The sequence below is a fragment of the Oceanobacillus sp. FSL W7-1309 genome, from assembly GCF_038002145.1.
GTDB classification, from domain to species: domain Bacteria; phylum Bacillota; class Bacilli; order Bacillales; family Amphibacillaceae; genus Oceanobacillus; species Oceanobacillus profundus.
Genome location: NZ_JBBOBX010000001.1, coordinates 2,048,909 through 2,070,451, shown reverse-complemented (window position 1 = coordinate 2,070,451; position 21,543 = coordinate 2,048,909). Strand labels below are relative to the sequence as shown.

At 38.3% G+C, this 21,543-nt stretch carries 21 protein-coding genes and 1 pseudogene; 12 read left to right on the top strand and 10 right to left on the bottom strand.

Translation table 11 applies throughout. The annotated features are described in order from the left end of the window. Nucleotides 1-56 precede the first annotated feature (56 nt). From NST46_RS09830 to NST46_RS09820, 3 genes are all read right to left on the bottom strand, one after another. Nucleotides 57-1,088 carry an ABC transporter permease gene (locus tag NST46_RS09830; RefSeq protein WP_251660287.1) on the bottom strand — a complete coding sequence of 344 codons (1,032 nt, stop codon included), beginning with the start codon at nucleotides 1,086-1,088 and terminating at the stop codon, nucleotides 57-59. Continuing rightward, nucleotides 1,085-1,816: an ABC transporter ATP-binding protein gene (locus NST46_RS09825; protein WP_251660285.1), complete on the bottom strand. Its 732-nt coding sequence runs from the start codon at nucleotides 1,814-1,816 to the stop codon at nucleotides 1,085-1,087. Before NST46_RS09825 ends, NST46_RS09830 begins: the two co-directional genes overlap by 4 nt. A gap of 154 nt (nucleotides 1,817-1,970) precedes the next feature. Further along, a complete protein-coding gene (locus NST46_RS09820; protein WP_095311582.1) occupies nucleotides 1,971-3,452 on the bottom strand; it encodes an MDR family MFS transporter in 1,482 nt (493 codons plus the stop codon). A 351-nt stretch (nucleotides 3,453-3,803) separates the two neighbouring features. Here NST46_RS09820 and NST46_RS09815 point away from each other — a divergent pair, with 351 nt between their 5' ends. The 5 genes from NST46_RS09815 (at nucleotide 3,804) to NST46_RS09795 (ending at nucleotide 8,058) form a co-directional block, all read left to right on the top strand. Next, on the top strand, nucleotides 3,804-4,316 hold the full coding sequence (locus tag NST46_RS09815; RefSeq protein ID WP_341137130.1) for a hypothetical protein: 513 nt from the start codon (nucleotides 3,804-3,806) through the stop codon (nucleotides 4,314-4,316). Nucleotides 4,317-4,429: 113 nt separating this feature from the next. Further along, nucleotides 4,430-4,633: a hypothetical protein gene (locus tag NST46_RS09810; RefSeq protein ID WP_095311580.1), complete on the top strand. Its 204-nt coding sequence runs from the start codon at nucleotides 4,430-4,432 to the stop codon at nucleotides 4,631-4,633. A gap of 372 nt (nucleotides 4,634-5,005) precedes the next feature. Further along, nucleotides 5,006-6,400 (top strand): L-cystine transporter, encoded by a 1,395-nt coding sequence (locus tag NST46_RS09805; protein ID WP_118889158.1) that lies wholly within the window; start codon nucleotides 5,006-5,008, stop codon nucleotides 6,398-6,400. A gap of 247 nt (nucleotides 6,401-6,647) precedes the next feature. Further along, nucleotides 6,648-7,400, top strand: coding sequence for a polyphosphate polymerase domain-containing protein (locus NST46_RS09800; RefSeq protein WP_303450804.1), 753 nt, complete (start codon nucleotides 6,648-6,650; stop codon nucleotides 7,398-7,400). Nucleotide 7,401: 1 nt separating this feature from the next. After that, nucleotides 7,402-8,058 carry a DUF4956 domain-containing protein gene (locus NST46_RS09795; protein ID WP_095311576.1) on the top strand — a complete coding sequence of 219 codons (657 nt, stop codon included), beginning with the start codon at nucleotides 7,402-7,404 and terminating at the stop codon, nucleotides 8,056-8,058. Nucleotides 8,059-8,120: 62 nt separating this feature from the next. Here NST46_RS09795 and NST46_RS09790 read toward each other — a convergent pair whose 3' ends face one another. Beyond that, entirely contained in the window at nucleotides 8,121-9,674 is a 1,554-nt protein-coding gene (locus NST46_RS09790; protein ID WP_095311574.1) for a BCCT family transporter, read from the bottom strand. A gap of 342 nt (nucleotides 9,675-10,016) precedes the next feature. Next, a complete protein-coding gene (locus NST46_RS09785; RefSeq protein ID WP_095311788.1) occupies nucleotides 10,017-10,835 on the bottom strand; it encodes a squalene/phytoene synthase family protein in 819 nt (272 codons plus the stop codon). Between the two features lie 333 nt (nucleotides 10,836-11,168). Here NST46_RS09785 and NST46_RS09780 point away from each other — a divergent pair, with 333 nt between their 5' ends. Continuing rightward, entirely contained in the window at nucleotides 11,169-12,323 is a 1,155-nt protein-coding gene (locus tag NST46_RS09780; protein ID WP_095311572.1) for an MFS transporter, read from the top strand. Nucleotides 12,324-12,404: 81 nt separating this feature from the next. Here NST46_RS09780 and NST46_RS09775 read toward each other — a convergent pair whose 3' ends face one another. Together NST46_RS09775 and NST46_RS09770 are read right to left on the bottom strand one after the other, a co-directional pair. Further along, on the bottom strand, nucleotides 12,405-12,791 hold the full coding sequence (locus NST46_RS09775; protein ID WP_341137129.1) for an SLAP domain-containing protein: 387 nt from the start codon (nucleotides 12,789-12,791) through the stop codon (nucleotides 12,405-12,407). 49 nt (nucleotides 12,792-12,840) lie between these two features. Continuing rightward, a complete protein-coding gene (locus tag NST46_RS09770) occupies nucleotides 12,841-13,314 on the bottom strand; it encodes a hypothetical protein (RefSeq protein WP_341137128.1) in 474 nt (157 codons plus the stop codon). 130 nt (nucleotides 13,315-13,444) lie between these two features. Here NST46_RS09770 and NST46_RS09765 point away from each other — a divergent pair, with 130 nt between their 5' ends. Then, nucleotides 13,445-14,617: an alanyl-tRNA editing protein gene (locus NST46_RS09765; protein WP_341137127.1), complete on the top strand. Its 1,173-nt coding sequence runs from the start codon at nucleotides 13,445-13,447 to the stop codon at nucleotides 14,615-14,617. A gap of 134 nt (nucleotides 14,618-14,751) precedes the next feature. Here NST46_RS09765 and NST46_RS09760 read toward each other — a convergent pair whose 3' ends face one another. Then, on the bottom strand, nucleotides 14,752-15,312 hold the full coding sequence (locus NST46_RS09760) for a hypothetical protein (RefSeq protein WP_341137126.1): 561 nt from the start codon (nucleotides 15,310-15,312) through the stop codon (nucleotides 14,752-14,754). A gap of 57 nt (nucleotides 15,313-15,369) precedes the next feature. Beyond that, nucleotides 15,370-15,528: a hypothetical protein gene (locus NST46_RS09755; RefSeq protein WP_168927291.1), complete on the bottom strand. Its 159-nt coding sequence runs from the start codon at nucleotides 15,526-15,528 to the stop codon at nucleotides 15,370-15,372. A gap of 256 nt (nucleotides 15,529-15,784) precedes the next feature. Between NST46_RS09755 and NST46_RS09750 the strand changes: the two genes are divergently transcribed. From NST46_RS09750 to NST46_RS09730, 5 genes and pseudogenes are all read left to right on the top strand, one after another. Continuing rightward, nucleotides 15,785-17,086: a homoserine dehydrogenase gene (locus NST46_RS09750; protein ID WP_095311507.1), complete on the top strand. Its 1,302-nt coding sequence runs from the start codon at nucleotides 15,785-15,787 to the stop codon at nucleotides 17,084-17,086. Beyond that, nucleotides 17,083-18,144, top strand: coding sequence for a threonine synthase (gene thrC / locus NST46_RS09745; protein ID WP_251660280.1), 1,062 nt, complete (start codon nucleotides 17,083-17,085; stop codon nucleotides 18,142-18,144). Before NST46_RS09750 ends, thrC begins: the two co-directional genes overlap by 4 nt. Then, nucleotides 18,141-19,022 carry a homoserine kinase gene (gene thrB, locus NST46_RS09740; RefSeq protein WP_341137125.1) on the top strand — a complete coding sequence of 294 codons (882 nt, stop codon included), beginning with the start codon at nucleotides 18,141-18,143 and terminating at the stop codon, nucleotides 19,020-19,022. Before thrC ends, thrB begins: the two co-directional genes overlap by 4 nt. A gap of 135 nt (nucleotides 19,023-19,157) precedes the next feature. After that, on the top strand, nucleotides 19,158-19,721 hold the full coding sequence (locus tag NST46_RS09735) for a helix-turn-helix domain-containing protein (protein WP_095314507.1): 564 nt from the start codon (nucleotides 19,158-19,160) through the stop codon (nucleotides 19,719-19,721). Further along, nucleotides 19,682-20,548 (top strand): annotated as a pseudogene (locus NST46_RS09730) (IS3 family transposase); the annotation flags it as partial. The gene NST46_RS09735 and the pseudogene NST46_RS09730, both read left to right, overlap by 40 nt. 47 nt (nucleotides 20,549-20,595) lie before the next feature. Here the strand turns inward: NST46_RS09730 and NST46_RS09725 are convergent. Further along, complete coding sequence (locus NST46_RS09725; RefSeq protein ID WP_341137124.1) at nucleotides 20,596-21,447, bottom strand: MBL fold metallo-hydrolase; 852 nt, start codon at nucleotides 21,445-21,447, stop codon at nucleotides 20,596-20,598. Between the last annotated feature and the right edge of the window lie 96 nt (nucleotides 21,448-21,543).

Below are 21,543 nucleotides of genomic sequence, written 5' to 3'. Positions count from 1 at the left end.
TTCCTTATCTAACATCATATCGAATAAGTGTCACATGGCGCAACGAAAAGCCTACGTTATATTTTCCGATACTTACGAAGTGCCAAACCATTTAAAAGCATAAATAGTAATGAAAAGCCAAATAGAATAATAAGATTAACAAAAATTTCGCCAAAGCCATGTCCCCTTACCATAACATCTCGTAGTGCATCTGCAGCATAATAAAGCGGAGTAAACGGACCAACCCAGCTTAACCAGTCGGAAATCGTTTCTAAATTAAATAATCCCGAAAAGAATATTTGCGGAATAACAACAATCGGTATGAATTGAATCATTTGCAATTCATTGTTCGCAAATGAAGAAATGAGTATGCCTAATGTTAGTGCTGTGAGCGCAAGTGACAATGTAATTAAAAGCACATAAATAAATGCTCCTACCATCATCATATTCAGTACATAAATAGCATACCATGCAATAATCGTTGATTGAATGATCGTGAAGATTCCAAATCCAAGAACATATCCCGTCACAATCTCCCATTTACGCAATGGTGTAGAGAGCAGCCGTTCCAATGTTCCTGTTGTCCGCTCACGAATAAAGGAAACGCCAGCAATAATAAAGACAAAGAAAAAGACAAAGAACCCGAGCAATACTGGCCCAAAGTAATCAAATGATCCCATATCACTTGAGCCGTATAAATAATCAATTTCAAACTGTGCAGCACTTTCACCCTGCTGCAGTGAGCCAAAAGCTGATTGGATCCATCTCAATGTAGCGCTATTCACACTTGGGTCACTACCTTCAAGAAAGACAGCTGAAGTGGTGGCATCATCAAGTAAAATATAACCATCAATCTCCTCAGAGTGGACAGCTTGCTGTGCATCATTTTCATTCGTGTATATGGTTACTTCAGCATCTGTCGTATCAATTTGGTCAACAATAGCTTCAGGAATCTCTACTAATCCCACTTTCGGTACATAATCATCTCCATTAAAAACCAAGTGAAGCATAGTTAGGACTAAAATCGGCGCAAAGATAAGCAAACCTAATGTCCGTTTATCCCGTATAAGCTGTTGCAAAATCCTTTTTGTTAATGCAATAACTCTCACGATGTCGCACCTCCATAAACAAGAAACGCTTGTTCAATCGTATCTGAATTTGTCTCATTACGTAACGCTTCCGCCGTTCCGACAGCAATCAATTCTCCGTCTCGCATAAGTCCCAGCCGATCACATTTTTCAGCCTCATCCATTACATGAGTTGTAACAATTATCGTTGTCCCTTTCCGATTTAAATCATAAAATGCATCCCAAATACTTTTCCTTAAAACGGGATCAATCCCAACAGTTGGCTCATCCAGAATTAGCATTTCAGGTTCATGAAGTAGTGCAATCGCTAGTGATAATCTTCTTTTCATACCACCAGAATAATTGGATACAGGTTTATTTAAATGATCGGATAAGTCAACAAGCTGCATCACTTCGTTAATTCTTTCCTTTTTCTTTTTGCCTTTCAATCCATATAAGCTTGCAAAGAACTGTAAATTTTCGTTTGCTGATAATTCTTCGTAAAGTGCATCTGCTTGGGCCATATAACCTATTCGCTCCATCAATTTGAACGTTGGCATTCTTTCTCCAAACATATAATTTTCGCCTGATGTAGGAACATCTAGCCCTGCTAATTCTTTTATTAAGGTGGATTTCCCAGCACCAGACGGACCGAGAAGTCCGAATATCTCCCCTTCCTCAATTTCGAGATTGATATCCTTTAGTACTTCGTGCTTGCCAAACTGCTTAAACACATGTTGAATCGAGATACATGAGTTTTGATTTCGCATCCGTTTCACCTCGCCATGTTATAAGTGAGTGATTACTCACTTATAACATACAGCAATATTCCATTCATGTAAAGCACGTGAGAATTAACTTTTTAAAAAAAATAAGCTTCCACTCTGCATTCCACAGAATGAAAACTTATTTTTCTTTAATCTATTAATTTTCCTCAACCGGCTGCTCTTCTGTTTCTTTCGGTACAGCGCGATAAACAAAAAATGCCATAATGACAGCAACAATGGATATAGCAAAAGCAATAAAATATACAAGTTCCACACCCGCCACCATTGCTTCTTTGATAGCAGTAGGATCTGTAGGATTGTTTGCATTTTGCAACAAACCATTTTGTCTCGCATTCATAATACTAATAAATACAGATACCCCAATTGCTCCTGCAACAGGCTGTAATGTTGTCATTACAGCAGTTCCATGTGGATACAAATGCTTTGGAAGCTGATTCAACCCATTTGTTTCGGCTGGCATCATAATCGCAGAAACGGATAACATGAGTAAAATGTATCCAACAACAATTACCCAGACTGGTGTATCTAAATCCAATCTACTCATCATAAACATGGTTCCACATAAAACAAGCGTTGCTGGAATCATCAAGACTCGCGGACCAAACTTATCAAAGAGTCCACCCATTACCGGTGACATTGCACCATTTAGAATGCTACCAGGCAGTAGAACTAGCCCTGCTGTAGCAGCTGTTAAAGCTAGGGGACCTTGCATGTAAATTGGTAAAATAATTTCTGAAGCAAACATCGCCATAATGATGATTAAGAACATAAGTACCCCATGCGTGTACATCGGATAACGAAAAACACGTAAATCAATCAGAGGCTCTTCCAGTCTTAATTGTCTCCATGTAAACAATGCCACTGCAATGAAGCCTATGATAATTATAGTATATACTTTAGGCTCTAAAAACCCAGTTTCCCCAGCCGAACTAAAGCCATAAACGATCGCACCGAATCCGATTGTTGAAAAAACAAGGGAAATGATATCTATTTTCGGCTTCGTCACTTCTGATACATTCACTAAATATTTAGATGCGAATGCAATCGAAAATAATGCAAACGGAATAACGGAAATAAATAAATAGCGCCATCCTAAATATTCAACAATTACGCCAGATAAGGTTGGCCCGATTGCCGGAGCAAACATAATTACTAACCCAACTAGCCCCATAACCTTCCCTCTTCGATGCGGCGGGAAAATTAACAAGAACACATTAAATATAATCGGCATCAACAAACCTGTACCAACCGCTTGAATAAGTCGGCCGACAAGCAATATTGGAAAGTTCGGCGCAAGCGCACTTATTGTTGTACCGATTGTAAAGACGATCATTGTACTTATAAATAGCTGACGTGTTGTAAACCACTGCATTAATACAGCTGATGCAGGGATAATAATTCCCATAATTAACATAAATCCTGTTGCCATCCACTGCACAGTTGTTAGTGTTACACCAAACTCAGCCATAAGTGTCGTTAATGCTATATTTAATAAAGTTTCATTTAATATTGCAAAGAAAGCACCAATAATTAAAGAAAGCATAATTGGCATTACTTTCACATTAGGATTATCAGCAAGATATTCATATTTTTCTTGCTGATTGTTGTGATCTGTCATAGAAAAACCCCCTTACTATTTTTTTGCTCATACCTGTTTATATTCACAGAATCCAGCTAGAATATTCACATGCAAATTCCCAACGAGCCTGGTCTGTTATTTGCTCTACTCATTATCTCTTGACAACCTTTTAACATTACCATAATTGATTCATCATGACAAGCGTTTTTTTAAGTATAACTTAAAGGATAAAAAGGAAAAAACAAATAGAATCTTTATATTGGCAATTATTTGTTCTTCCTTATACACATACCAGCCGCCCAATCTTTTAAATTCAATCCCACATTAGACGAATTCCCCATATAGTAAAGGGAGCGATTTTTTATGAGCAGAAAAGGGAGGAAAGAATAGATGAATTATCATAATAATCCATATCATCCACCGCAACATGATGATGAAAGGCAGTTTAATCTTCCAGGGAACATACTTGGTCAGATTTTCGGCCCTGGATCTGGCGGTGGTCCAGGCGGTCCTGGAGGTTTCCCTGGCGGTCCAAGCGGCCCCGGAGGTCCTGGAGGTTTCCCTGGCGGCGGACCCGGCGGCTTCCCTGGTGGTCCAGGTGGCCCCGGAGGTCCTGGAGGTTTCCCTGGCGGCGGTGGCGGTGGACAACAAGCTGGACCACCTACCTCTCCACCACCGAATTTCACACCCGAACAATCACAGTTCCAAACATTCGCGGTTGATCCAGGTGGAATTCGAGGCTGTTTATTCCGATTCACCTATATTTGGTTAAGAAGAGACGCTTTTTGGTTTTTCCCAACGTTTGTTGGCAGAAATTCAATTGCAGGATTCAGATGGACCGGATTCAGATGGGTGTATTTCGGTATCGACTTAAACCAAATTCAATCGTTTCAATGCTATTAGTTACACAAAAAGACCGCCTTCCATTATGCGGTCTTTTTACTTCTCTCCATTTTTTAAATCTACATAAACGATATCCCCCCTTTATTCATATCCTAAATAAAGGGGGGATGATGATGAATCAACTTGCTTTACTCTTTCTTACAGCAATCCTGGCTGGTTTTGGATTAATTGTTGTAACGTCGTTAGCATCTTCATTTATTACGTCTACAACAATCGTCAATTTCTTAATTGCTGTAGGAACAATTGCTGTCATCGTATTTGCCTTTTCAGTTCTCTATATTGCTATTAAAGCTTTATTCCAAAAAAATTGGATGTAGCACAGCATAGTGGGGAAGCTTGATAGCTTCCCCACTACGTCGTTAAACGATATGCTTTCTGTGCTAAACACAATAATCTTCACCAACGATTCCAGATTCATGTCGTGATACTTTTTTTAGTGAACGGATTCCTTCCTTCTTGTTTTTTTACCTCACAACCATTCGTTTTGGTTCCTTCACATTAGATGTGCAGATATCACAGCCGTTAATGCGTGAACCTCACTAAAATTAATTTCTTGACACTTCTTTTAAACCAGTGTATCTTAATTTAAGTCATACTAATATTATCGGAATAATAAACTAGTATAATATTAGTATTGCTGCATAGTATTCTCCAACTGCAAGAAAACATTAACAAGGAGGTTTATCAAGATGGACTCTATTTATATTCTATTAAATATAGTAGTGCTACTAGCACTTATCGGTTTACTAATATGGATGCAGAAAAAGCATTTTTCTTTTACAAAGCGTGTATTCACTGGTTTAGGAGCAGGGATTGTCCTTGGAGCCTTATTACAATTAATTTACGGAACTGGCTCTGAAGTTTTAACTGAGACCACTGAATGGTACAACATTGTTGGGCGAGGCTACATTAGCTTCCTTATGATGATTGTTGTACCAATTGTGATGGTTTCCATTATCCAATCCATTATTAACTTGGAAAGGACCGCAGAACTCGGTAAGATGTCTGCGTGGATTATTGGAATCCTGATCTCTACTACAATGGTTGCCGCCCTAATCGGAATTGGAACTGCAATTGTGTTTGATCTAAATGCGGAGCAAATTGAAATGGGGCAAGCAGAGTCAGAGCGTGCTACATCGTTAGAAACAAGTTTGGGGGAAGTGGAAGAGCAATCGACCCCACAACGAATCCTTAACTTCATTCCGTCTAATATTTTCTTGGATATGACTGGAGAAAGACCAACATCCGTTATTGCTATCGTTATTTTCTCTATTATTGTTGGGATTGCGGTACTGGGTGTGCGCAGAAAAAATCCGGAACAAGCAGAGATGTTCACGAAGATGGTTAACGCTGTCTATGCCGTTGTCATGCGTATCGTAACATTAGTATTACGCTTAACTCCATTTGGGGTTTTAGCATTAATGGCGAATACAGTGGCCAGCACAAATTTTGCAGGTATCCTGGAACTCGGTAAGTTTGTTATTGCTTCCTACGTTGCATTGCTGGTTATGTTCATTCTTCACTTAGTTTTAGTCGGCATATTTGGTTTAAATCCGTTTACGTATTTAAGAAAAGCTTTTCCGGTATTAGGCTTTGCATTTACATCGCGCTCTAGTGCAGGAACAATTCCATTGAATATTCAGGCACAAAAAAATTCACTTGGTGTTGAGCAAGGTGTTGCCAATATGTCTGCTTCATTTGGAGCAACAATGGGCCAAAATGGCTGTGCAGGAATCTACCCTGCCATGCTAGCTGTCATGATAGCACCAACTATCGGGATTAATCCTCTTTCACCAGGGTTTATTATCCAATTGGTTCTCATTATCGGTATTAGCTCATTTGGTGTAGCCGGTGTTGGTGGCGGAGCAACATTTGCCGCAATCATTGTTCTCTCATCAATGGGAATGCCAGTAGCATTAGCTGGACTATTAATTTCAATCGAGGCGTTTATCGATATGGGACGCACAGCTTTAAATGTTAACGGAAGTATGGTTTCCGGTACCTTAACATCACGAATTTTAAAGAATTTAAACGTAAAAACATTTAATGACAAAAACGCAATTGAAGAAAATACATCACTATAACTTTAAAGGCCGCTCCAAAGAATGGAGCGGCCTTTTTAGCTTTATACTTAAAAACGTTATACTCCAGATAAATGAATTTTAAAGACTATCATAAATCCCCTTCCTAACATTTAATAACCAATGATAAATTACAGGATTTCACCCAAAATTTAGATTCACATCACATTCTCATCCAATTCTAATCCCTTTCACATAGGTATCTTATACGAGAATTATAGAATAGTTTTCAAGGTAAGGAGGATATCATATGGCTATTGAAATTTTTAGAAGGAAAGAACAGAAGTATTTAATCACCACTGTGCAATATGAACAATTAATTCAGCAAATCTCACCGTTTATGCGACCTGACAAGTTCGGTGAGGATGGGAAGTACACCGTAACCAGCCTATACTTCGAAAGTGATGATCACAAAATTTACTTTGAAACTAAAAACAAACTGAAGTATCGGCAAAAGCTTCGTTTACGGATCTACGATGATACCGACATCCACGGAACTGCTTTTTTTGAAGTGAAACAAAAGCATAAAAAAGTCGTCAATAAAAGACGCATGCTTATCTCATTATCCGAGGCCTACCGCTATATTAACCGCCTGGAGTCCTGTATTAATAATTACGAGGGTTCGAATATACAAGTACTGCGTGAGATTGATTATTTTCGCAACTTATACCGCTTAGAGCCCGAAATGATTGTAAGTTATGACCGCCATGCACTTCATTGTATAACAGACCCAGAGTTGCGGATTACCTTTGATTCTAATCTGCGATGCAGAAATGAAGATCTTTTATTAGAAAACGGTGCGTACGGAAAAAATTTTGTTGATTCTAATCTTGTTGTACTCGAAGTAAAAGTGAATGACAGTGTTCCCCTCTGGCTTACTCGCATTTTACAACAACTAAATTGCGAACAAAGAAGTGCATCAAAATTTTGTACCAGTCTTGAATTGTTAAAGAATCCACCACTTCCAAATGGAAAAGAAAATGTAACAGTAGGAGGAGTATAAAATGGAAACATTATTTCAAATAAACGGTAATGAATCGGCAATTTTTATGAGTCTATTAGCGATGGCAATCACAACAATCCTTAGTATTGTTATTACAAAGGTATATCAACTAACATTTACGGGGGATCGCTACTCACAGAACTTTGTCCATACGATAATTATGATGAGTGTTGTTGTATCAGTTGTTATGAATGTTGTGAGCGGAAATGCTGGAGTTGCTTTTGGTTTATTCGCAGTATTTTCTTTAATTCGTTTTAGAAGTGCGGTTACAGATGCGAAGGATATTGCCTATATCTTTTTCGGATTATCAGTCGGTATGACCAGCGGTCTCTACCAATTTGATTTGGCGATTATTTTAACGTTTTTTGCTAGTATCTTATTTTACTTTCTTTATAAATTCGAATACGGAAAAGGAAAAGATACACAGATTTTAAAAATAACGGTGCCAGAAAATCTAAACCATGAAAATCTGCTTGATGATGTTTTTAGACAATTTACGATTAATCATGCTTTACGCCAGGTTGAGACAACTAATCTTGGAACGATGATTATGTACACCTATGCCATCCGTAGTAAAAATGAAGTGAATGACAAAGACTTGCTTGACAGGATTCGAGAGAAGAATGCGAATCTAAAGGTTTCCTTAACGTATATGTAAAATCAAGATTAAGAATAAGGGCCCTCCAGCTCCCTTATTGGAAAGCTAGATGGCCCATTTCATTATTCGTCTTTTTTATCTACTTTTTTTCTCATTTCACGCTGCCAGATCAATCCTTGCTCTAATGCCATTTTCTTCGCTATTCTTGGAGCGTTCCACAATGGTGGCAGTAATAGAAGCGAAACCGGAACCGCAGTTATAACAATTGAATTCTGAATCGATGCAATACTATCCTCACCAATCGATAGAATTACTACGGTAGTAGCACCGAAGATTAATGCCCAGAATACACGTAACCAGCGTGTTGGATTATCATTTCCCTCTAGCGTAGCTGCTACGGTATAAGCCATTGTATCGGTTGTTGTTGCAACAAATATAATCGATACAAGCAAAAAGCCTAACCCCATTAGAGTTGCCATTGGGAGCTGATCGGTAATGGCCATTACTGCAGCAGGCATTCCACCCTCGTTTAACGCAGTCGAGACAGAGCCAGCATTTTCGTTTTCAAAGAATACTCCTGTCCCACCTACAATTGAGAACCAGAAGTTATTCACTACTGGAGCAACAATTGATACAGCTATGATTAATTCTCTAATTGTTCTTCCACGAGATATTCTGCTAATAAATACAATCAGCATAGGAGCATATCCGATAAACCAACCCCAGAAGAATATCGTCCATATTGAAAGCCAGCCCTCATCCCCACGATACATGCTCATCGTGAAGAAGTTTTGCAGATGAAATCCAGTGCCACCTACAAATGCATCAATAATAAACATTGTAGGACCAATAACGAGTACTACAGCTGCTAAGAATATTGTAAATTTCACATTCCAATTACTTAGATGGTAAATCCCTCGATCTACGCCTGTAGCTGCTGAAATCGCAGCAATCAGTACTAGTACCAGCACAACAATAATACTAACAGTTAACGTGTTTGGTACATCGAATAAATGATTAAGTCCGTAAGATATTTGCAAACCTAAGAATCCAAGCGGTCCCAACGTACCAGCAACCGTTGCAATTATGGAAAAGATATCTGCCGATGTACCTAGCACGCTTTTATGATATATTTTTTCACCAAAAATCGGATAGAGCAATCCTCTAGGCTTCAGTGGCAGCCCTCTATTATAGTGTACATACATCATCACAATAACCGAGAGTGTACCTAGAATTGCCCATGCGGTAAACCCCCAGTGCAGAAAGGATTGAGCAAATGCAGCATCCATATTATTAAATTCTCCACCGCCGGCTAATGGGGGAGTAGTCATGTAATGATACATTGGTTCAGCAGCAGCCCAGAATACGCCCCCACTTGCCAATAAAGTAACTAAAATCATAGAAACCCAGCCAAAATAGCTATATTTTGGTTTATCCTGTTTACCTAATTTAACTTTCCCATACCTTGAAATTGCTAACCCGAGTCCAATGAAAAAGTTTCCAAGCAATAATACCTGCCAGTACGCACCGAAAAGGTCTGAAGAATAAGCAAATAATGTATTCACCGCACCATCAACCATTTCATTATCAAATAACGATAATAAAATAAATAGAATCAGGAATCCTCCACTCACAATAAAAACTGGCCAATCTAGGTTCTTCTTTTTTGTATCCACGTTTTCCTCCTAATGTTGTTAGGAACAAGCGTCTATAATATAGTAATCCATTTTGTCATTAAAGACCGTTGGATGGAATTTGATTACAACACCTAATATCTATCTACAGAAGAACAACCAATGACTAATATTCCACCAACTTGCTCAAATTTTTAACACAGTTTACTATTATAGGTTTCATTCATTAATTACGCAAATAATATCAATCTAATTTATTTTCATCACTTTAAAACGAATTCATCTTCACCGTTGACTAATTAGCAAATTGTATTCTTTCTATCACAAAAAAAGAATGACTCCTGCATGCATATTGCTGCTTGCTGTCATTCTTTCCAAACATCATTATTCATTTATAATCTCGTCTACTGTTGACTCGACTTCCGCACGAGTCATTTTCTCCTTACCGCTTTTCAGTGCTTTAAGCGTTCGCTTTGCTAAGGATAATGGAATCTTACAAAATAATGTAATATTTTTCGTTTCGATCTGTTTCATATAATCATCCGCTTTTGCGAGGTTACCCTCTGCATAACGAAACATATCATCACGACTCCATCCATCCGGGAAAAATCGGACACCACGTTCAGCATCTTCATCTTTATTACGCAATATATTGACAGCCTGAAGACCACGCCCATATCCAATTGCCAATTCACGATCTGTTTCAGTACCATCATACCATTTCCAAATATCAGAGAGCATAACGCCTACCAAACCAGCTACATAATATGTATAATCATCTAAATCTTCTTTCGTTCTTACTTCCCAGTCCTTCACAACCCATTTTGCCATTCCTTCGGCCATTTCACTCGTTGATTCTTTTACTTTATCAACAATCTTATCAGGACAAAATTCGAGCCAGTCACCAAGTCTTAAGGTCACTTCTGGTAATTCCGATTTATAAGGCTCTACTAATGTTTCATATGCCTGTAAATCGAACTCTTTTTGTAGCAAACTGCTTGTTTCTAACAGTAATCGTTGCTTTACTTCAGCATCCAATTGCTCATGATCTTCTATTTCATCAATTGCACGCATACATAGGTAAGCAGATCCAACTGTTTTTCTTAGAGTTGGATTTAATAATTTAATCGGTATATAAAACGTTCTGCTAGTAAGTTTCAGTACGCGCATTGCCTCTTTGTCCAACCTTGCTTGACCACTCAACAAAACTTCTCCTCCTTTAACCAATACGAGGTACCATAAGTATAACAAACCCGATTGGGACTGTCACTTTTCGTTAATATAAAGGAAGTTTTCTGAACAAAAATAGAGATACTATTATTTCCGCTTGCAGTGATGTCGAATAGAAGCTACTATTGTAATATTGTGTTTTCCTCGCATTAACCGCTGTAATTCGCACACCTTAAAGCGTGAGAAAAAACGAAAACATGAAACGTGGGGAGGGCTGGTGTCTTACCCTTGTGGTTGCTAACATTTTGCAAGGTGCAGTGGAGTCACCACGGAATCAGTTTCACTTTATAAGAGAGGCGTAAACGTATGGATAAACGAGTATATTTGTTAACGATCGTTTCCTTTGTCGTCGGAATGGTCGAATTAATTATAGGTGGCATATTGGATTTAGTTGCAGCTAGCTTAGAAGTTAGCGTTGGACAGGCTGGACTATTAATAACGGTATTTTCACTTGTTTTTGCAATAGCTTCACCAATACTATTATTTCTAACAGCAAGAATTGAACGAAAGAAACTAACGTTGATTACACTGTTTATTTTCTTCTTAAGTAATGTTCTTGCCGTTTTAAGTCCCGTTTATAGTGTTCTGTTTATCAGTAGAATTATTTCAGCAGCCAGTGCATCTTTACTGATTGTACTATGTGTAACAATGGCTTCTACAATTGTCGAGCCACAATACCGTGGACGCGCAATTGGGATAGTGAACATGGGCGTTAGTGGGTCACTTGTTCTTGGAATCCCATTTGGATTAATGCTTGGAAATACTTTTGGATGGCGTGCCCCATTTATTATGATTGCAATCCTAACATTATGTTCCATGGCAGGTGTTTACTTTTTTATGAAACAAATAACTCCTGGACAAGGTGCTGTTTCCATTGGGCAACAGCTACGCACATTAAAAAACAGCAAGATACTACTTGCTAACGCCACTACATTTCTTGTGTTGGCAGGACATACAACACTATATACTTACCTTACACCTTTTGCACAAGTAACAATGGGACTCGAAGGTCTATGGATAAGTATTGTTTACTTAGTGTTCGGTGTTGCAGCCGTTAGCGGTGGAGCAATCGGGGGTTCTTTTGCCGATTACTTTGGGACGAAGCGAACAATTCTTTCTGTCATTATTATCTTTATCATTGCGATCTTCGCAGTACCATTCTCGACGTTCTTCGTACCATTTTTCTTTTTTGTTATGGTTGTATGGGGAAGCATGAGCTGGGCTATTACCCCGCCAATGCAGAGCTATTTAATGGAGCTGTCACCAAAAAATTCGGATATTCTAATCAGCTTAAATAATTCATCCCTGCATCTTGGTATAGCTGTCGGTTCTTTTGCCGGTAGTATTGTCGTCGACCGAGTCAGTATTGAGTATAATGCGATTGTCGGCGGTATTATCATTGTATTTGGTCTTGTTACTGCATTGCTCGCAACAAGACGTGGCACGGCCACTTCCCAATAAAAAAAGTAAGCCCAGAAACACGCAGCAAGCTGTTTTCTGGGCTTTTTATAGAAATGCAAGATTAGATTCCTGGCTAATGGATTAATAAGCATTAATCCATTCTAATCTTCCATCCTCTAATGCAGGCTGAGTTTTCAAGCTTTCTACTGGAAAAATGAACGCCCACGGCATACTTGTTTCTGCCTCTATTGTCAGTGCTGGAATTGTAAACTCGTTCGCAGCAACAAGCTCACTATTTTCGACATAGCGAATTGGTTCCATTTGAAAAGAAAACGGATTATCCGTAAAATTATGAACGATTACCGTTACCAATAATTCACCTTTATAATTCATAGCCTGCCATAATGGCGTAAACGCTACTGCTTGATTACCAGATAATTTCGTTTCCTGAAATACATCCTCAATTATTTCACGATCTTTAGCTGGCAAAGCCTTATCCCATGAAGCTTCATATTGTAGCCTTTGCATATTATCACCACTCTATTAAGTATCTGCCTCTACGAAGTTTTACGATTCATTATCTTATATAAAGCAAGAACGCATAGCTAGATGATCCTTGCTCCCAGTTTGCATAAACTTCATAAATGATATTCCCTCTGTATTCTGATAGATCTATTTTATCATACACTGCCTTCACAGTATTATCTTTATCCCAGATTTTAACTTTATAATCTGCAGGGTCCATTTCAAATTGCAGCGTTATTTCTGTATCTTCATCCACTTCAATTGAATTTCTACCATTTACCATTTCACTTGGAGACATAGAATCTGCCGCCACATTGACAGTTGTACCGTCTGTGTTCTCATATGACCAGCTATAACCTCCCTGGGCAACAGCATATGAATCACCATCAACTATTAAGGTTAACTGTGGCGGGGAAGTAAAATGATTTGCTCCTTCTCCATTTTCTGCCTGTTCTTTTGAATAACTTGTTGCACACCCTGCAACTCCAGTTAATAACAAAGATAAAATCACAAATATACGTAACATGTTGATCATCTCCCTTCTTTCCTTAGTCGATTTTTCAAGGAAAGTGTTACAGGATATGGGATGATTAATGGTATCATAAGATCAATTACATATCATCCATATAAAACATAGTAAATGAGAGGAATAAATTATGACAGCAAAACTTTATTACAACTCACCCTATATAACAACATGGAATACAAACATAGCTAAAACAATTGAGCGTGATGAAGATTTATTTATCATTTTAGAAGAAACGGCTTTTTACCCTCATGGCGGCGGTCAGCCATGTGATTTAGGGAATATCAATGGAATTCCAGTTCTTGACGTTTTTACAGAAGAAAATGTAGTCCTGCATAAAGTAGCACAGCTGCCAGATAGAACACAGGAAATAACTTGCACTATCGACTGGCAACGAAGATTTGATCATATGCAGCAGCATAGCGGACAGCATTTATTATCAGCAATATTCAGAGTGCTTCTTCAGGCTAATACGATAAGCTTTCATCTTGGAGCAGAAGATGTCACAATTGATATTGATCAGACAGCATTAACTAAAGAACAACTGCAAGCAGTTGAAACCAAAGTAAATAAGCAGATCTATCAAAACCGTCCAATACAGACCTACTTTGTTACCAATGAACAATTAAAGGAAATTTCTTTAGTGAAATTGCCAAAAGTAACGGAAAATATCCGCATCGTTGAGATTGAAGGAATTGAATACAATGCATGTGGCGGTACACATGTGTCTCGAACTGGTGAAATTGGTATGATCAAATTATTTCATGCTGAAAATATAAAAGGAGCAACAAGAATCCATTTCAATTGCGGCTACCGCGCATTAGCGGACTTCGAAGCAACACTTCATATTACGGATGTTCTATCGAAAAAATTTAATACTGGTAGGAAGGATATCCTTGATCGCTTTGAGAAATGGGATCAAGAGCATAAACAGCTGCAATCACAGCTTACAAAGTTAAAGGAACAGAATGATATGTATCTGACAAAAGAGCTTCTTTCTAATATTGATGGAGCTGTTATCACCCATGTTTTCTCGAATAAACCATTCAAGGAAATCCAGAAACTAGCAGCCCAAATAGCAACAAAGCACCAGTTGTCCGTTGTATTTGCTACGACCACAGATAACAAAGTTATTCTAGCTCATAACGGTACTGCTGCATTTTCATGTGGAGATTTTCTCAAAGAACATCTTAAAGCTTTTAATGGAAAGGGTGGCGGAAGCGCCCAATCTGCTCAAGCGGGGTTTGATTCGAGTGAGGAAGCTTTACAGTTCTATCATTTTGCTTGTCACGAGATTCGCTAGGCGCTTGTTTGAACTAAAACGCCCCCATTCCTTTAGATCGATAAAGAAAAGGGGGCCAAACATCTTTATAGAAAATTGATTCGTAATAATTTTCATTTACCATCTGAAACAATTTTCAACAAAGCCATTTTTTCTTAAAACAACAACTCCTCAATCACCTTACTCTCCATATCATACAACCGATACATACAATAAATCTGCGTCAAGAAAGCTGGCGAAATTAAAAAATCACTAGGATGTTCTATAATCTTAAATGTTACGTTGAACGTAATCTCATTAAAACTGATAGAAGCGTATTTCTTCTTATCTCCTTTCAATATGAGGGATCCATCCCAATCTTGATAAGCTTCAAACTTATTCGTTTGAATAAATCCTTTTATATGAAAATAAATGAAGGATGCCCATTTCACATCATGAATATCATATATTTTATCCTCCTGATAATCGGATAAATGGTAGCTATATCCTTCAAGACTTTTCCAGCCTTGCTTTTTCACACTAATAGAAGTCAGCAACGTGCCATTTTCATCCTCAAATGCATAGAAGGACCCTTTTCGAACCGTTTCATTTCTTGCTTCATTGCGATGTGTTCGAATAACTGCACCGATTTCCTGTCCATCTTTGTCGTAAACAATCATTTTATGATTTTTGGAAAAGAAAAGAACATCCTTACACGTATATTTCAATGTTTCCATGCTTTATGTCTCCTTCTATCTCATATATTTTCAATACGGATAGAGGCATAAATAGTTTCATCTATATCGATTTTTCTTCCGCCAAAAAAGTAAACTGATTAAACCAAGTCCAAGTCCGATGGAGCTGCCAACTTCGACATACCCTATGAAATACCCGACAGTAATTCCAATTACTAAACAAATGAGAAAAATTGCCCCTGCAATCGCTTCACTCATGTTACCCCTCCTCATCATCGGCTTATTTGTATTAGTTTATTGTTCAGTCCCCATTTTTGTTCATACCTTCAAGAATGTTATAATAGTTATACGAATTTTTTATCATGAACATCTGGCTCTGTTCATTGATCATCACTTGAAAACGCTTTATTGAATTGTTTCAAAATTCACTATTGCTATACTTTAGCATTCGTGTTTAAATGAATTAAATATACAAATTAGTTCTTTAGTGAAGGACTAAATACGAGGTGATTATGTGAGTGAGAAAGTTACTGTTGGTCTTTTAGGTTTAGGAGTTGTTGGTTCAGGTGTAATTAAGCTAATTGAAAATCACCAACAAAAGCTTGCACATCAATTAAATTGTAATGTACGAGTGAAGCGCGTATTAGTTCGTAATTTGGAGAAATCGCGTGATGTTGACATAGAGGAAGACCTTCTGACAACGAATCCGGATGATGTATTAAATGATCCAGAGATTGATGTTGTTGTGGAAGTAATGGGTGGCATTGACGAAGCAAAGGATTATATTTTAAAAGCATTTGCTTCGAATAAACATGTCGTTTCCGCTAATAAAGATCTTGTAGCATTGCATGGCCCAGAACTTCAGGATGCTGCTACACGCAATAAATGTGACTTCTTCTATGAAGCCAGTGTTGCTGGCGGAATTCCAATTTTACGCGGAATCGTCGATGGACTTGCATCCGATCGTATCGGACAAGTAATGGGGATTGTTAATGGTACAACCAATTACATATTAACGCAAATGGATAGTGAAGGTGTCAGCTATGAAAATGCATTAAATGAAGCGCAGAAGCTTGGCTTTGCTGAAGCAGATCCTACTTCAGATGTAGAAGGTCTTGATGCAGCAAGGAAAATGGCGATTCTTGGCAGACTTGCATTTTCAACACCGGTAGATCTGGATGATGTCGAAGTATCTGGTATCAAAGGAATCGAATTAGAGGATTTACAATATGGTGACAAGCTAGGCTATACAATGAAATTGATTGGCTATGCAAACTTTGATAATCATGAGCTTGAGATCAATGTACAGCCTACATTACTTGCAAAAACGCACCCCCTTGCATCGGTAAAAAATGAATTTAATGCTGTTTATGTTTATGGAGAAGCAGTTGGCGAGACCATGTTCTATGGTCCTGGAGCAGGTAGCTTACCGACAGCAACCGCTATAGTTTCTGATGTTGTCTCTGTCATTAAGAATATGCGTCTAGGTGTATCTGGAAATCAGTTTGTTGAACCACATTTCAAAAAAGAATTGAAGGCACCTGATAAACGCTATGCACAGTATTATGTACGACTTTATGCGAAAGATGAAGCTGGAGTTTTTTCAAACATTTCTGCTTTATTCCATGATCAGGATATTAGTTTTAAACGTATTTTACAAACACCTGTTAACAAGGATGAAGTAGCTGAAATTATTTTCATTACACACCAAACATCACTCCAAAACTTCCAGCATGCCTTAGAAAAGCTTAAAGGTCTTGATGCTGTTTTGGAAGTAAAAAGCTATTACAAAGTTGAAGGAGATGCTATTTCATGAGCTGGCAAGGACTTCTAAGTCATTACAAAGCATATTTACCAGTTACTGATCAAACACCTGCGCTCACACTGCAGGAAGGAAATACACCATTAATTCATTTCCCGACACTTTCTGAGGAATTAGGAATTGAATTGTACGGAAAGGTCGAAGGTGCTAATCCGACTGGATCATTTAAAGATAGAGGAATGGTTGTAGCAGTAGCAAAAGCAATTGAAGAAGGAAGCAAATCCATTATTTGCGCATCTACCGGGAACACTTCTGCCGCTGCTGCAGCCTATGCCGCACGAGCAGGAATTCGCGCGATCATCGTTATTCCAAAGGGAAAAGTTGCACTAGGCAAGCTAGCCCAAGCTGTCATGTACGGTGCAGAAATTGTAGAAATTGATGGAAACTTTGATGAAGCATTGCAAATGGTGCGTAAAGTTAGCGAAAAAGCACCTGTTACATTAGTGAATTCGGTCAATCCATATCGTCTGGAAGGACAAAAAACGGCAGCATTTGAAGTATGTGATCAGCTTGGAACTGCTCCTGACATTCTGGCAATTCCTGTCGGTAACGCTGGTAACATCAGTGCATATTGGAAAGGATTTAAAGAATATCACGAGAAAAAACAAACTGGTCTACCACAAATGTTTGGATTTGAAGCAGAAGGCGCTGCAGCAATCGTGCAAAATAAAGTCATTCCAAATCCAGAAACTGTAGCCACAGCGATTCGGATTGGTAATCCTGCTAGCTGGGAGCTTGCAGTAAATGCAAAAGAGGAATCTGGTGGAACAATCCAATCTGTAACCGATGAAGAAATCTTACAGGCGTTTAAATTACTACCAAGTAAAGAAGGGATTTTTGCGGAGCCTGGTTCTTGTGCATCGATCGCAGGTGTTATTCAACAGTGTAAGGAAGGAACAATTCCAAAAGGAAGCAAGGTTGTCGCTGTGTTAACAGGAAATGGATTGAAGGATCCACAAACAGCTATTGACCAGTTGGAAATTAATCCTGTTTCCTTAGAAAATGATGAAGCTGCCGTTATGAAATATATTGAAGAGCTGGTTAATCAATGAGGCCGTTTCGTATTTCAGTACCGGCAAGCTCAGCAAATATCGGACCGGGATTCGACTCCATGGGTCTAGCAGTAAATCTGTATCTAACATTGGAAGTAACAGAATCGGAGAAGTGGGAGTTCACCTCCCCTTCTCTTTCTTCTAATGATAATTTTCAGGATCATTTCATTTTTCAAATTGCTGCAAAAATTGCAGAACGGCATCAAACAACATTACCAGTATGTAAAGTTGTCGAAACAAGTGAGATTCCACTCGCTCGTGGATTAGGCAGTAGTGCATCTGCAATTCTAGCTGGTATTGAACTCGCAAACCAAGCTTGCGATCTTCATTTAAGCAGTGAAGATAAACTCCAGTATGGAACAGAAATTGAAGGTCATCCAGATAATATCGCACCGGCACTCTTTGGCGGGCTTATTATTTCAACCTTAACTGGCAATGAAATCAATTGGCTTCAAGCACCTGCATTAGATGTTGATCTGGTTATCTATATTCCCAATACTGAATTGAAAACAGAAGCTGCAAGACAGGTTCTTCCAGATTCATACACAAGAGACCATGCAGCAGCAGCCAGCGGAATTAGTAACCTCGTTGTTGCCTCACTTTTAGCAGGTGATTACGAACTTGCCGGAAAAATGATGGAAAAGGATATGTTCCATGAATCCTATCGTTCAGCTCTAATCCCCAACTATGATCAAATTCGTAAAGAGGCAAAGTTTCATGGTGCCTATGGAACTGTTATTAGCGGTGCTGGTCCAACGATGATTTCTTTTGCACCAAAAGGTGAAGGACAATCTATAACTGAACCACTGCAAGCAATACTTCCGGATTATCATGTGAGCGTAATGAAAATTGATATGCAAGGATTAACAGTTGAATAATTAATTAGAGAACTAAGGTGTTCGCCAATACTGCTTTAGGAGAATACTTGTATTATTTACGCATTAAAAAGGAGAAGCCTAGGTGCTGCACCCCAAAAGTTAGAGTAAGAAATCTAAGTTTTGGGGTGTTTTTGCATGGCAAAATATAGTAAGCAATTTAAATTAATGATTGTTAAGGAATATATGGAAGGTCCTCTTGGTTACACTTTATTAGCTAGGAAATATGATATTCCAAGTAAGGCTCCTATTGAAAGATGGGTAAAGTCATATAAAGCATTGGGTGAAGAGGGATTACGTAAAAAGCGTTGTAAAAAGGTTTATTCTGTTCAATTTAAGTTAAATGTACTAAACTTTATGAAACAAACGGGCGCTTCTTACCAAGATACCGCAATAGAATTTCAGATGAATAATTCTACTCTTATTGCGAACTGGAACAAGATTTTCCTTACTGAAGGGATAGAAGGCCTCAAAGAAAAACCGAAAGGACGGCCCCCTATGTCTGGGAAAAGAAAAGCAAAGTCAGTAAAACAAGAGAAAGCAATGAATCGCGAGGAACAATTAGAGCGTGAGATTGAACTTCTTCGGTTGGAAAATACCTATTTAAAAAAGTTAAAAGCTTTTCAGGAAAATCCAGAGGCCTACCTCGAAAAGCACAAGCAGCGTTGGCACTCGAACTCAAGAAAGAAGGATTCAGATTAAAAGATGTACTCCGAGTTGTAGGTATACCAGAGGCAACTTATCATTATCAAGTTAAACAATTGAAGAAAGAAGATACGAATAAAGAGTGGAAAGAACTCATTCATGAATTGTTTAAGAAGCATGAAGGTAAATATGGATACCGTCGGATCCATTTAGAATTAAGAGGCAAGGGCTATAAAATCAATCATAAAAAAGTACAACGGATTATGAGAGAATTGGGCTTGAAATGTATTAAGTTTACACGAAAGTCTCGATACAAGTCTTATAAAGGAACGGTTGGGAAGGTAGCGGAAAATCGTTTAAACCGACGGTTTAATACGCCTATTCGTCTACAAAAGTTAGTCACCGACATCACGGAATTCAAGTGTACTGGAAATGAGAAACTTTATTTAAGTCCAATACTAGATTTATATAATGGTGAGGTAATCTCTTATGGTATCTCAAATAAACCAACATTAGATTTTGCGGTCAAGCCACTTAACCAAGCAATAGAAATAATCAAGAGTAAGGCCAAATATCGTACAACCATTCATTCTGATCAAGGCTGGCATTACCAACATATAAAGTGGGTCAAAACGTTGAATAAAAGCAGAATCTTTCAAAGCATGTCTAGAAAAGCCACATGTGCAGATAACGCTGCGATGGAGAATTTCTTTGGGATTATGAAACAAGAAATGTATCACGGTGAAGCATTAATGTCTTATCATGAACTGAAACGAAAGATAGAGAAATATATTTATTACTACAATAACGAACGAATTAAAACGAAATTGGCTGGTTTAAGTCCAGTGCAATACCGAACTCAAACCAGCCAAACAGCTGCATAATGAAAACTCTAACTTTTAGGGGTCACTACCCTAGGTTCTCCTTTTTCTTATTTAGCATATCCATTTACAAAATAACCGATAATTTCCAAGTCCGTTTCTGTTAATTCACGTTGAAAATGTGAGGTCATCGCTTCTACAATCGCCTCCTGCTTCCCTTCATGCTTTTTGGTTAATGCTGCACTTGTTTTCAATAATGCAGAAAAGCTTGCGAATTCGTCTTTTGACAATGGTGCCGGATGATGGGACAGGAAAAATAATTCTGCATCATAGCTTTCTATCTTCTCTAAAAGTGCGCCCATTTTTTCAATTGTGTAATGCCATTTTTCTGCATACATATTTGCATAAAGACAATCTCCAAGAAATAGTGCCTTTTCCTCCTGTATATAAATAAGATTGGAGTCTGGTGAATGATCCCCACCGATGTATTCGATGGTACAGATGACCCCACCAAGATTCACTTGCATTCGAGTTTCAAAAATAAGCGTAGGATCCGGGATGATAACGTCACGCGCATCTCCAAGCTCTAACTTAATTGCATCCGCACAAAACGCGATTTCGATCCCTGCTTCGACACGCTCATCCAGCTCCTTATCTCTCCATGAAAACTCCTGTAATTCTTTTACTTTTTCAAAGGTCATAAAATTGGCAATGGAAGGCAGGTTCATTTCATTTAAGCCAAAAACATGATCCCAATGCCAATGTGTCAGGGCTACAATATCTCCAGTGATATTATGGGAAGCCAATTGCTCCTTAAATAGCTGTGCGTGACTGGATGAATTCCCAGCATCAATCAACAACGTCCGATTATCCCCCACGACAGCTGCTAAAATTGGCCGGTCTGTCTTCTGATATGATGGAAGATAAAAAAGACGATTGGAAAGCTTCTGTAATGTTTGCATGTATTCGTACTCCTTCTAGCTAGTTGTATTGTTCATTATAACCTATTAATTGTGGCGGCAAAACAGGCTTCAACTTATAAATTCTAAATTGAAACA